The organism is Nocardia sp. NPDC003482 (assembly GCF_053588115.1).
On the sequence record NZ_JBSFPI010000001.1, the window covers coordinates 406,977 to 419,335 of the forward strand.

13 protein-coding genes are annotated in these 12,359 nt (G+C 69.2%); 12 read left to right on the forward strand and 1 reads right to left on the reverse strand.

Going from position 1 to position 12,359, the window contains the following annotated elements; genetic code table 11:
- Positions 1-114 precede the first annotated feature (114 nt).
- The 10 genes from ACWDSJ_RS01930 to ACWDSJ_RS01975 all read left to right on the forward strand — a co-directional run bounded on the left by ACWDSJ_RS01930 (position 115) and on the right by ACWDSJ_RS01975 (position 9,599).
- Entirely contained in the window at positions 115-981 is an 867-nt protein-coding gene (locus ACWDSJ_RS01930) for an LLM class F420-dependent oxidoreductase (protein WP_450029017.1), read from the forward strand.
- Positions 982-1,275: 294 nt separating this feature from the next.
- Positions 1,276-2,043, forward strand: a complete 768-nt coding sequence (locus ACWDSJ_RS01935; protein WP_387357607.1) for a hypothetical protein — start codon at positions 1,276-1,278, stop codon at positions 2,041-2,043.
- 251 nt (positions 2,044-2,294) lie between these two features.
- A complete protein-coding gene (locus tag ACWDSJ_RS01940) occupies positions 2,295-3,647 on the forward strand; it encodes an MFS transporter (protein WP_450028795.1) in 1,353 nt (450 codons plus the stop codon).
- 27 nt (positions 3,648-3,674) lie between these two features.
- The gene (locus ACWDSJ_RS01945) at positions 3,675-4,319 is read left to right on the forward strand and encodes a GntR family transcriptional regulator (protein ID WP_450028796.1); all 645 of its coding nucleotides are present in this window, start codon (positions 3,675-3,677) and stop codon (positions 4,317-4,319) included.
- 24 nt (positions 4,320-4,343) lie between these two features.
- Positions 4,344-5,156, forward strand: coding sequence for a carbon-nitrogen family hydrolase (locus tag ACWDSJ_RS01950; RefSeq protein WP_450028797.1), 813 nt, complete (start codon positions 4,344-4,346; stop codon positions 5,154-5,156).
- Positions 5,153-5,851, forward strand: coding sequence for a DUF2848 family protein (locus ACWDSJ_RS01955; protein ID WP_450028798.1), 699 nt, complete (start codon positions 5,153-5,155; stop codon positions 5,849-5,851). The genes ACWDSJ_RS01950 and ACWDSJ_RS01955 overlap by 4 nt, the downstream gene beginning before the upstream one ends.
- Positions 5,835-7,289, forward strand: coding sequence for a 4-hydroxyphenylacetate 3-hydroxylase family protein (locus tag ACWDSJ_RS01960; RefSeq protein ID WP_450028799.1), 1,455 nt, complete (start codon positions 5,835-5,837; stop codon positions 7,287-7,289). Before ACWDSJ_RS01955 ends, ACWDSJ_RS01960 begins: the two co-directional genes overlap by 17 nt.
- 13 nt (positions 7,290-7,302) lie before the next feature.
- The gene (locus tag ACWDSJ_RS01965) at positions 7,303-7,650 is read left to right on the forward strand and encodes a cupin domain-containing protein (protein ID WP_450028800.1); all 348 of its coding nucleotides are present in this window, start codon (positions 7,303-7,305) and stop codon (positions 7,648-7,650) included.
- A 48-nt stretch (positions 7,651-7,698) separates the two neighbouring features.
- Positions 7,699-8,184 (forward strand): flavin reductase family protein, encoded by a 486-nt coding sequence (locus ACWDSJ_RS01970; protein ID WP_450028801.1) that lies wholly within the window; start codon positions 7,699-7,701, stop codon positions 8,182-8,184.
- Between the two features lie 164 nt (positions 8,185-8,348).
- Complete coding sequence (locus tag ACWDSJ_RS01975) at positions 8,349-9,599, forward strand: threonine/serine exporter family protein (RefSeq protein WP_450028802.1); 1,251 nt, start codon at positions 8,349-8,351, stop codon at positions 9,597-9,599.
- A gap of 36 nt (positions 9,600-9,635) precedes the next feature.
- Here the strand turns inward: ACWDSJ_RS01975 and ACWDSJ_RS01980 are convergent, their stop codons facing one another.
- Positions 9,636-10,274 carry a TetR/AcrR family transcriptional regulator gene (locus ACWDSJ_RS01980; RefSeq protein WP_450028803.1) on the reverse strand — a complete coding sequence of 213 codons (639 nt, stop codon included), beginning with the start codon at positions 10,272-10,274 and terminating at the stop codon, positions 9,636-9,638.
- A 97-nt stretch (positions 10,275-10,371) separates the two neighbouring features.
- Between ACWDSJ_RS01980 and ACWDSJ_RS01985 the strand changes: the two genes are divergently transcribed.
- Positions 10,372-11,766 carry an amidase gene (locus ACWDSJ_RS01985; RefSeq protein WP_450029018.1) on the forward strand — a complete coding sequence of 465 codons (1,395 nt, stop codon included), beginning with the start codon at positions 10,372-10,374 and terminating at the stop codon, positions 11,764-11,766.
- Positions 11,767-11,805: 39 nt separating this feature from the next.
- Positions 11,806-12,291, forward strand: coding sequence for a hypothetical protein (locus ACWDSJ_RS01990; protein ID WP_450028804.1), 486 nt, complete (start codon positions 11,806-11,808; stop codon positions 12,289-12,291).
- Positions 12,292-12,359 lie beyond the last annotated feature (68 nt).

The following is a 12,359-nucleotide window of genomic DNA, read 5'->3' on the forward strand; positions in this document are numbered from 1 at the left end:
CGGGGGTGGCGGCGGCACGCTGAGGTACGCTTCGACGACGGGCCGCCTCCCGGTCGCGACCATCACTCTCGAGTTGGGAGGGAACGGTTCGACCAGATGATGGAGGGGGAGTACATGGAATTGGGTTTGCATTACTGGAACTTCGCGATCCCGGCGGCGTCGGATCTGATCACACCCACGTTGGCCGAGACCGCGCGGGTGGCCGAGCAGGCGGGTTTCGCGCAGTTCACGGTGTTGGACCACTTTTTCCAGATGGAGCATCGCGCACCGGCGGACGATCCGATGCTCGAGGGGTACACCACGTTGGGCTATGTCGCCGCGGTGACCGAACGGATGCGGTTGGGCGTGATGGTGACCGGCGTCGTGCATCGGCACCCGGGATTGCTGGCGAAAATTGTGACCACGCTGGATGTGTTGTCATCGGGGCGGGCGCAGCTCGGTCTCGGCACCTCGTGGTACGAGCGCGAACAACGCGGGCTCGGCATTCCTGTAGTGCCTGTTTCGGAGCGCTTCGAGCGGCTGGAGGAGGCATTGCAGATCTGTCTCCAGATGTGGAGCGACAACAATGGGCCGTACCAGGGAAAGCATTACCAGTTGGCCGAGACTCTGTGCGTACCGGGTCCGGTCACCCGGCCGCACCCACCCATCATGGTGGGCGGCACCGGCGAACGGAAGACGTTGCCGCTGGTCGCGCGTTACGCGGACGCGTGCAATCTGGCCGCTTCGGATGTCGCCGAGGTGACGCACAAGCTCGGGGTATTGCGGGCGCTTTGTGAGAAGGAGGGTCGCGACTACGACGGCATCCGGAAGACGGCCATATATCACTATCCGGTTCTCGATGACGCCGATAAATTCCTCGAGGAAGCGGACGAGTACGCCGCTATCGGCATCACAGAGCTCGATCTCATGCCTGATCGACATCCCGTCGAGTTTGTCGAGAAACTGAGCGAGTATGTAATACCCCGTATTGCCGAAATTTGACTCGATATTTCCCGCTCGGGCGAGGATGTGGCCTCGTCCCCGAGGTCGAACACGTCAGGGCTGCAAGAAACTTCAGGCTGTCACCTGTGCGCACAGAGCGCCGAGCCGACGATCTGGATCGTTTCTGATCGGGTAACCGACCACCGGCCGCGCGGTGACCGCCTCGACCGCGTGAAACACGCACCGGCAGAGCGTAATTGACCCTGCGGTTTGTTTGCGGATTGCCGGGTGGGGCGGACGGAGTCGGCGCACACTGCCATCGAAGGGGGATTCATCGGATCGCAAGGCAGCGCAATGACCTCCAATGACCAGTTCGACATTCCCCCCGCCCCGGGCGAGGACGTGGCCGCCGTCCCGGAACCCGAGCACGTCAAACACGCCAGGGCCGCGAAACTCCAAGTGGTCTACGACAATTGCGTGCGGAAGGGCCGGGACCGGGCCGCCCGCATGGACGCGGTCGCCAAGGCCGCGGGCGCGCGCACCGACGCGCAGATCAAGGCGCTGGCCGACCGGCGGGCGCTGTTCGAGAAGTTTTACCGTTCGGCGATGGTGGACTGGCCCAAATCGAGGACGGGACGGGCCATGCGCACGACGTGGAGTGCGGCGACCGAGGATTCCTCCGAATACCTCGCGACGCCGATCCCGGACGAGGGCGCCGTTCTGCTGTGGAACGCCGAGCGCGAGGCGGGGGAGAAGCTCAGCCATTCCGATGTCCTGTTCCATCAATACCGGTTGGCCGCCTCCGACGACGCCACGGACAAGGACGTCACCGACTATGTGCTGCCGCTGCTGAACTACCTGTGGACCGAGAACGCGGGCGCCGGTGAGGCGACCGACCTCTACCAGTACATGGCCCTGCTCAACCCCGCGCGCGACGGCACGGTCGCGGTGGGTCCGCGCCTGTGGGGCAGCTGCGACTACTACGCGCTGCTCGGCGCCACCAACGGCGCCGCACCCACCTATCTGGTCCTGGACCACTGCGTGGACCTGGGCATCACCGGGATCTCGCAGATCGACGTCGGCGCGCTCACCGACATCACCTACCGGTTCACCCGCGACTGACACGGCTCCGGCGCCTCGTCGCCGCGCCCTGACGGCACCCCTTGCCTGATTGTGGACCGATGGTATACAACTGGTACACGCGCTCGTCGTGATCGGGTTCACACCCGATGCGGGGGGCGGGGGCGGCTCGGTGGTTGCGCCAACAGCCACCGAGCCAGGCAGCACCATCCATCGCCCGTTCGGAATGTCTACGTGCAGGTAGACGTGGGCCGGTGGATCGTCAGGTAGCGACGAATCGACGAGGAGTCGACATGGCAACCGCCAGAAGCAAATCTACCAACCGGCGAACGCATACGAGTTTGCCGGTCGTCGCCGGATCCAGTCTCGCGGGCACCGCAGTGGAGTGGTACGACTTCTTCCTCTACGGCACCGCCGCCGCGCTGGTGTTCAACAAATTGTTCTTCCCCTCGGCGGATCCGCTGGTCGGCACGATGTTGGCCTTTGCCACGTATGCCGTCGGCTTCGTCGCGCGGCCGCTGGGCGCGGCCGTTCTGGGGCATTTCGGCGACCGGGAGGGCCGCCGGGCGACGCTGATCGCGAGCCTGCTGCTGATGGGCGTGTCGACCTTCCTCATCGCGCTGCTGCCGACCTACGCCACGATCGGCATCGCCGCCCCGCTGCTGCTGGTGCTGTTGCGTCTGGTGCAGGGCTTCGCGCTCGGCGGCGAATGGGGCGGGGCGGTGCTGCTGGTCTCCGAACACGGTGACTCCCGGCGGCGGGCCTTCTGGGCGGCGTGGCCGAATCTCGGTCCGCCCCTGGGCAATCTGCTCGCCGCCGGTGCGCTGGCGCTGCTGGGCGCGGTGCTGTCCGAGGACGCGTTCCTGTCGTGGGGGTGGCGGATCGCGTTCGCGATGTCGGCGCTGCTGGTCGTGATCGGACTGGTGTTGCGGCTGTATGTCGCCGAGACCCCGCTGTTCGAACAGACCCGGACCGCCCCGCGCCCGGAGCGGATGCCGCTGAGCGCCGCGGTGCGCGGGTACTGGCGGCAGATCCTGCTGGCGGCGTGCACCCGGTTCGGCGAGAACGCGGGGTTCTACATCTTCTCGCTGTTCGTCATCACCTACCTCACGCAGATCCTCGGCCTGCCGCGCAGCACCGGCCTGAACGCGGTGATGATCGGCATGGCGGTGGCCCTGGTCGCGATCCCGCTGTTCGCGCTGCTGGCCGACCGGATCGGACGCAGACCCATCTACATCGGCGCCTCGATCGCGACGATCGTGTGGGCGTTCGCGTTCTTCGCGCTGCTCGACACCGCCGCCACCGGCGCGATCGTCGTCGCGGTGGCCGTCGGCCTCGTGGTCTTCGCCGCCTACAGCGCGGTGATCGGGACCTTCTTCTCCGAGCTGTTCCCGACCGAGGTGCGGTATTCGGGAGTGTCGCTGGCCTACAACCTGGCCTCGGTGCTGGCCGGATCGCTGGCCCCGATCATCGCCATCGCGCTGTACGACCACTTCGGCACGGGCCGGGCCATCGCGGTCTACCTGGCCGTCATGGGCGCGGTGTCGCTGGTCGCCGCCCTGCTGGCCCGGGAGACCCGCGCGGTGGACCTCGCCGATGTGCGCGAGCAAGTGACTCAGGCCGACCCCGCAGTCGCCGTTCAGTAAGTAGCCACCCAGGAAAGGGCATCTCTCATGACGACATCGAAGACCAGCGCGGCCTCCGCACCGGAGCTGGCCTACGAATGGCTGAAGAACACCATTCTCACCCTGCCTCGCGATGAAGAGATGTTCCTGTCCGAGGCCCAGGTCGCCGCCGCCTCGGGCACCTCGCGTACCCCCGTCCGCGAGGCCCTGCTGCGGCTCGAGGCCGAGGGTTTCGTCCGGCGGGTACCGCACAAGGGCGCCTACATCCCGGCGTTGACGGACAAGGACGTCGACGACGTGATGCAGGCCCGGCGGGTCGTGGAGGAATGGTCGATCGCCCAGGTGGCCGCGAATCCCGGCGGGGTTCCCGATCGGCTGCGCGATCTGATCGCCGACCAGGAGGCCGACACCGATCCGGTCGAATTCATCGCCCACGACCTGGAGTTCCACACCACGGTCATCCGCGCGGCGGGCAACCAGGTGATGCACGAGTTCTACCGATCCCTGCGCGACCGCCAGATGCGGATGGGCGTGCGGATCCTGCTCTCCGACGAACAGCGCAAGAAACAGGTCCTCATCGAACACGCGGCCATCCGCGACGCGCTGGCCGCCCGCGATACCGAGGCCGCCATCCACGCGGTGCGCGAACACCTCGACACCACGCTGTCCGCGCTCAAACAACCCCGATTCTGACCCACCGACCACCGAGGAAGATCGATGAAAGTCGCCCTGGCGCAGATCGCCAGCCCCGACGCCGAAACCCCGGCACACCGGCTCGAACGGGTACGCCGGACGCTGACCGACCTCAGCGCCGACGCCGACCTGATCGTGCTGCCCGAGCTGTGGCGCGTCGGCTACAACCACTTCGACGACTACGAGACCACCGGCGAGACCCTCGACGGTCCCACCCTCCAGGTGCTGCGCACCGTGGCCCGCGACCGGGGCTGTCACGTGCACGTCGGCAGCATCGTCGAGCGAACCGGCGACGGCCGCCTGCGCAACACTGCCGTGCTCGTCGATCCGCAGGGCCGAATCCTCCACCGCTACAGCAAGATTCACGTCTTCGGCTACCGCTCCGAAGAGGCGCGGCTGCTGCTGCCCGGGCAACGCATCGAGGTCGCCGACACCGCGTTCGGTCCGACCGCCGCGACCACCTGCTACGACCTCCGCTTCCCCGGACTGTGGACCGAACTCGTCGGCGCGGGCGCCGAGATCGTCATCGTGCCCGCCGCGTGGCCGAAGGCCCGGCTCGCGCACTGGCGGCTGCTCACCGCCGCCCGCGCGGTCGACAACCAGGTCGTCGTCATCGCCTGCAACGCGGTCGGAACGCACGGCGGGGTGGAGTTGGCGGGCCACAGCCGGGTCGTCGACCCGTGGGGCGAGGTGCTCGCCGAGGCCGACGCCGCCGAAGGTTGGACGCTCGTCGAGATCGACCCGGCCGTGGTCGGGCGCACCCGGGCGGAGTTTCCGGTCCTGGCCGACCGGCTCGACGACTACGGGGTGCTGGCTCCGGGACGGGTGCTGTCATGACCGAAGCGATCACCGACCTCGCGAGCTGCACCGTCCTCGACTCCGGCGAGATCCTGCGCTTCGCCGGCGCGCGAGCGCTGGTCGCCGGCTACACCGGCCGCGACGAGGCCGCCGTGCGGCACCACATCGCCGAACTGGCCGCCATCGGCGTCGCGCCGCCGGAGAACGTGCCGATGCTGTATCCCGTCGCCACCGCGACCGTCACCACCGCGGCCGCCACCCCGGTTCCCAGCGCGGACACCTCCGGCGAGGTGGAACCGGTCCTCCTGCGCCACCGCGGCCGCTACTTCCTCGGTGTCGGCTCCGACCACACCGACCGCGCGCTCGAGACCGTCGACATCGGCGAGTCGAAACGGGCCTGCGCCAAACCCCTCGGGGCGACCGTCGTCGAGATCGGCGACTGGGCTCGCTTCGACTGGGACGCCTGCCGCGCCCGCAGCTGGGTGGACGGGCGGCTCTACCAGGACGGCACGCTCGCGGCCCTGCGCGCGCCGGGCGATCTGCTCGCCGTGGTAGCCGAGCGGATCGGCGACGACGGGGGCGACCTGGTCTGCTTCGCCGGAACCCTGCCGCTGCTCGACGGCCGGTTCACCCCCGGCCACCGCTGGGACCTCGAACTCGTACTGCCCGACGGGCGCGCCCTGACCCACACCTACACCACCCTCGAAGGAGTTCCACATGCGTACGGGAGCTGAGTATCTGGCCTCGTTGAACGACGGGCGCGTGGTGCTCGTCGACGGCGAACGGGTCGGCGACGTGACCACGCACCCCGCGTTCGCGCCGGTCGCGCACACCATCGCCGAACTGTTCGACCTGGCCGCCGATCCCGCCAACGGGATGCAGTACACCGCGCCGGAGATCGGCGGGACCGCCAACCGGGTCTTCGGCATCCCGCGCAGCGCCGAGGAACTGCGCGCCCGCCGCGAGGCGATCGCGACCTGGGCCCGGCACACGCACGGCTGGGTCGGCCGCAGCCCCGACCACGTCGGCACGTTCCTCGCCGCCTTCGCCGCGCACCCGGAGGTCTTCGCCGGCGGCGCCCGCGACCTGTCCGCCAATGTCACCGCCTTCCACCGGCGGCTGCTCGCGGAGAACCTGTACGTCTCCTACGCGATCATTCCGCCGCAGGTGTCGCGCGCGACCACCGCGTCGGGGTGGGAGGGGGAGTTCCTCCAGGTCGGGGTCGTCCGCGAGACCGAGGAAGGGCTCGTCGTGCGCGGCTCGCAGATGCTGGCCACCGGCGCGGCCATCGCCGACGAGATCCTGGTGTCCTGCATCAAACCGCTGGGACCCGACGATCAGGGCTTCGCGGTGTCGTTCGTCGTCCCGGCGAACGCCGCCGGTCTGAAGCTCTACTGCCGCCGCCCCTACGCCCCGGCCGCGACGAGCGGTTTCGACTATCCGCTGACCAGCCGCTACGACGAACCCGACGCCCTGGTGGTGTTCGACGACGTCCTCATCCCGTGGGACCGCGTCTTCGTCGACCGCGACACCGCCGGGGTGCGGCGGCAGTTCTTCGACACCGGGGCGCACGCCCTCGGGAACTGGCAGGCGCAGATCCGCTTCGCCACCAAACTGCGGTTCATCGCGGGCGTGGCCCGGCGCGTCACCCAGGTCAACGGCGTCGACAAGATCCCCAGCGTCCAGGAGAAGCTCGGTGAACTCGCCGCGCTCGTCTCGGGGGTCGAATCGGCGGTGCTGGCCGCCGAATACACCGCGACCGCCGACGAGTCGGGGCAGTGGGTGCCCGGCAAGCGCGCGCTGTACGGCTCGATGGGCTTGCAGTCGGAGATCTACCCGCGCGTGCTGGCGATCCTGCGCGACCTGGTCGGCGGGGGAGTGCTCCAATTGCCTTCCAGCGTAACCGATCTCACCAGCCCGGTGACCTCCGCCGACATCACCCACTACGTGCAGTCGCCGGGTGTGCCGTCGGAGGAGCGGGTCAAACTGTTCAAACTGGCCTGGGACATCATCGGTTCCGAGTTCGCGGGCAGGCATCAGCAGTACGAACTGTTCTACGCGGGCGCGCCGTTCGTGGTGAAGGGCGCCTACACCTACCGCAACTACGGCTACGAGGAGCCGCTGCACGAGGTGGAGCGGTTCCTCGCCTCCTACAAGCCCGAAACCGTCTGAGAGGCGATTCCCCATGGCCAAGCCCGAATTCGAGTTCTTCCCCGTCACCGACGTCGAGTACACGGTCTGTCCCGGTGGCGACCCCGCCATCACCGAACGCATCCTGGCGCGCGATCCGGAGGGCAACGTCGCGACCCGCATCCTGCGCTACGAGCCCGGCGCCGACTCCACCCCGATGGGCGTGCAGAAGCACGACTTCTGGGAGGAGGTCTACATCCTCGAGGGATCGTTCACCGACCTCACCCTCGGCGAGACCTTCACCGCGGGCATGTACGCCTGCCGCCCGCCCGGGATGCCGCACGGTCCGTGGCGCACCGACGAGGGCGTCGTCACGTTCGAAGTCCGCTACCACAGCAGGTAGGACCGCGCGATGACATTACCCGCCTTCCACTGCCCGACACCGTCGGATATGCGACGGAGCATGGGCCGCTTCACCACCGGCGTGGCGATCGTGAGCGCCGACGACGGGACCGGCAATCCCTGCGCGATGACGATCAGCTCCCTGACCTCGGTGAGCCTCGAACCGCCGATCCTGCTGGTCTCGCTCACCCACGGCAGCCGCACCACCGACGCCGTCGACGCCACTGGAACCTTCGCCGTCTCGATCCTCGGCGCCCGCCAGGAAGCGGTGGCCCGGCGGTTCGCCACCCGCGGCGGCGCCCGATTCGAGGGCATCCCGGTCGATTTCGGCCGATCGGGACTCCCGCTGATCCCGGATGCCTTGGCGCAGTTGGAATGTCGCGTGCACACCGCCCACGACATCGGCGACCACCGCGTGTTCTACGGCGAGGTCACCGATATGCGGTGGCGCGACGGCACGGGGCTGGCCTTCTATTCGGGCCGATTCGGCGACTTCCACGACTTCGGTCACGACGAATTGCCTTGGTGGTATTGATCATTCGGCCGCGAGTTCGCGCAGCCGTATGATTCTCGCGGGAATCGGGTACTCGCACGACCGCGACGGTATCCGGCGCTGGAGGTCACTCGCCGCCCGACGCGAGGCGACACGCGCGCTCTGGGAACGCGCGGCCCCGCACCTTCGGCCAATACATTGACGTGGTGACCGATACCGGAACGCGGGAACAGCGGGTGTGGGCGACGCTGGACTTCCTGACCGGGTTGGCGGCGGCGATGATCGAATCCGGATACGCCACCGATGCCACGCATGGGACCGTCACCGCGTGCGCGGCCGCGATGGGGTTGGAGCCGGTGACCTTCGCGGGGGCGGGTCGCATGGTCACCGTGGAGTACGTCTTCGCGGATCGGCGGGCGGCCACCCGGACGCGGGTCGCGGCGACGTTGGACAGTTTCGACTGCGATCGGATGAAGCGGTTGAAGAACGTGGCGCGCGCGGTGGTGACCGAAGGGCTGGATCCCGGTGCGGCACAGGCGCGTTTGGCCGCGGCCGAACTCGGGCCGCCGCCGTGGCCGTGGTGGTTCCTGCCGTTCGGGGGCGCGTTGTTGTCGCTGTGCATCGCCTTGCAGGTCGGCGGGTCCGTCGCCGCCGCGTGCGCCGCCGCCGTGGCATTGCCGCCGGTGTGGGCGCTGGGGCGCGGGTTGGGCATGATCGCGGTGCCGCGGTTGTACGCGACCGCCCTACAGACCGTGCTCGCCGGTGCGCTCGGCGTCGGTGCGCACCTGATCGGGGTGATCGCTGTCAGTGAGGCCGCGGTGGTGATCGCCACGGTGTGGGTGTTGCTGGTGCCCATGCCGCAATTGGTGGCCACGGCCGCGGACGCGGTCAACGCCGACACCGTCACCGCGACCGCGCGGGCGGCGTCGAGCCTGCTCGCCGTGGGCGGGATGGTGCTGGGCGGGGCGCTCGTGGTGACCATGGTGGAGCGTGCCGCGCTGCGCCCGGTCGACCCGCACCTGCCGGTTCTCCCGGTCTGGCTCGCGGTGCTCTTCTCGGTTTTGGGCGCGGTGGGGAACGCCGTATTCAACAGCGGCGCAAAGGATCTGCTCATACCGGCCGCCGTCGCGGGCCTGTTCACCGCGACCACGAACCAGTGCCTGATCCACCTCGCGCACGTCTCGCCGGACTGGTCGGGCTCGGTCGCGGCGGTCGTCCTCGGATTCGCCGCGGCCGCCACCGCCGAACGGCTGCGGGTGCCGATGTCGGCGCTGATCCTCGTCGGGATCACCGGCGCGCTGCTCCCCGGCCTGGTGCTCTACCAGGGCCTGGTGATCGAACTGTTCCACGACTCGGGACTCGGATACTTCGTGCGCGGCTTCGCGATCTGCGTGGGACTCGGCGTCGGGGCGGCTCTGGGCGTGCTCGCTTTCGTGCTGGTCCGTCGCCGCCCGTGAAGACGCCGACATCGAAACGGGTGGCCCGCACGAAAGTCAGTGGTCTTCTTGATGTTTCGCGTGCGCGAGCGACAGCGCGAGACTCTCTTGACCATTGTCGAGCAGATATCCCAGGATGAGGGCGCGAAACGCCTGGTAGGACGCCTTGTCGTCGATCGTGCCGACCGCCAACTGGTCGAGGGCCAGGCCGTGGGCCAGGGCCGTCAGGGCCGGTGCCGCGGCTTCGGCCTCGGGGGCGCCCACGGCGCGCACCACGGCTCGGGCGACCGCCCAGGACGATTCGAGCGCGTCGTGGACCGAATCGCGGAACTCGGGATGGCGGGCGGCGTGCAGCAGCGACTCGACGTGGGCGAGCCAGTTCGGCAGCCGTGGCCGGTTGGCGGCCGCGAGCGTGCGGCCCATCTCGTCGGCCGACATCGTGCCGGTGGCCACCTCGTCGGCCAGGGCGGTCTGGGCGTCCCGCTCCCGGGCCATGAACGTGCGCAGCGCCTCGCGCGGAAGATCGTCGATCGAGGAGAAGAAGTAGCTGACCGTCGCCAGCGGCAGTCCGGCCCGTTCCGTCACCGAACGATGCGTCACCGCGGCCATGCCCTGCTCGGCGACGATCTCGACGGTCGCCTGTAGCAGGGCATCTCGGCGGGCCTGGGCGCTGGGGCCGTGCCGTCGAGCGTTCATGGGCCGATCCTAACCGGAGGTCCGGGGGCGCCTCTTGACAGAGTCTGGAAGGATTTCTAGATTCTCTGGAAAATATTCCAGACTTTTTGAGGTGCTCATGCCGCGGGTCCACGCCTTCCTCGACGACGCCCTCGCCGACCACGACGCCGTCGAACTCGCCCGCCGGGTCGCCGCGCGCGAGGCCGACCCCGCCGAGCTGGCGGCCGCGGCCCGCGAACGGACCCGCCGGGTGGACGACACGCTGTGCGCGGTGGCGGCGACCTACGAACTCCCGCGGTTCGCGCCCGACGGCCCGCTCACCGGTGTGCCGACCTACCTCAAGGACAATGTCGATCTGGCCGGACTGCCGACGGGGAACGGCAGCGCCGCCTTCGCCGCGCGGGCGGCCCGGCGGGACGGGCGGGTCGCGCGTCAGGTCCTGGCCACGGGCGTGACGGTGCTCGGCAAAACCCGCATGTGCGAATTCGGACTCACCCCGAGCACCGAGTTCGGGGCGGCGGAACCGGTCCGAAACCCTTGGGACACAGCGTATTCGGCGGGCGGGTCCTCCGGCGGCGCGGCGGCCCTGGTCGCGTCGGGGGCGGTTCCGCTCGCCCACGGCAACGACGGCGGTGGTTCCATCCGCATTCCCGCCGCGTGCGCGGGCCTGGTCGGACTCAAGACGAGCCGGGGTCGACTGGTCGACGACGAATCGACCCGCTTGCTGCCCATCAATATCGTCTCCGAGGGTGTCCTGACGCGCACCGTCCGGGACAGCGCCGCCTTCCTCGCCGCCGCCGAGCGCTACCGCCGCAACCCCGCGTTGGCGCCGATCGGCGACGTCGAGGGACCGTCGAAGCGGCGCTTGCGGATCGGACTGCTGACCGACAGCCCCACCGGGGCGACCATCGATGCGTCCACTCGGGCCGCCGTCGAGGCCACCGCGCGGATCCTGGCCGCCCACGGGCACCTCGTCGAGCCCACCACCGCCCCGGCGACCAGCACGTTCGTCGACGATTTCGCCTTGTACTGGGCGCTTTTGGCGGATGTCCTCCTCTCGACGGGCAGGCTCGGTTTCGGAAGCTCGTGGCGCGTCGACGACACCGAGGCCGCGACGCGCGGCCTCCGCGCCCACCACCGGCGATCCCTGCGCCGAACCCCCGCGGCGCTGCGTCGCCTCCGCCGATTCCGGCACACCTACGACGAGTGGCTGACCCGGCAAGACATCATCCTGAGCCCGGTCGTCGCCCACCCGGCCCCCGAACTCGGATTCCTCTCTCCCGCAGTCCCTTTCGACGAACTGTTCCGACGAATGACCACCTTCGTCTCCTTCACCCCGGTCAACAACGTCGCGGGCTCACCCGCCATCTCCCTCCCCGCCGGACTGTCCCCCCAGGGCCTCCCGCTCGCGATCCACCTGTCCGCCGCCCACGGTGACGAACGCACCCTCCTCGAACTCGCTTACCTGCTGGAAGCCGAACAGCCGTTTCCGCGGCTCGATGCGACACGGTGACCGGTAGGGCGAGCGATCGCGCTCGGTAGATTGCGCGGCGTGCGTGTTGATTCACCGTCGGAGGCGCCGGACGGGGGTTGGTCGGTCGGCGTCCACGACGCCCGGCCCTCCGAGTTGGTCCGGGCATTCGACCCCGACCTGCCGTATGTCGTGATCGAAGGGCATTCCCCGATGACTCCCGGCTGGCATGCCCATCCGATCGCGTTGAGCGGTGACCCGGAGTCGGTGCGGACCAGGACCGTCCGGTGCGTCCGCTTCGACCTGTGCGTCGGTCCGCGGGAAGCCATCGACGCGGGGCCCGAACTGGATCGGAGCGATCAGGGGTGGCTCTATGCGTGGCAGGTTCCCCGCAAACCGCCGGAGCACCTGACGCTCAGTCGCAAGCACGGCCCCGCGCGACGGGCGGCCATGCGTGGTGTCGGAGTCACGCTCCTCATCGAGCTACCGCATCGGGGCGAAACCGCGGTCCTGTGGAGCCCCGACCGGGCTCGGCTCGATACCGCGTTGCGTCGACTCGATCGCTAGCCGAATGCCCAGGCCGCGTTCGACTGCCGAAGGATACGGCGGGTTGGGCGCGGGAATCGGCCATGTCC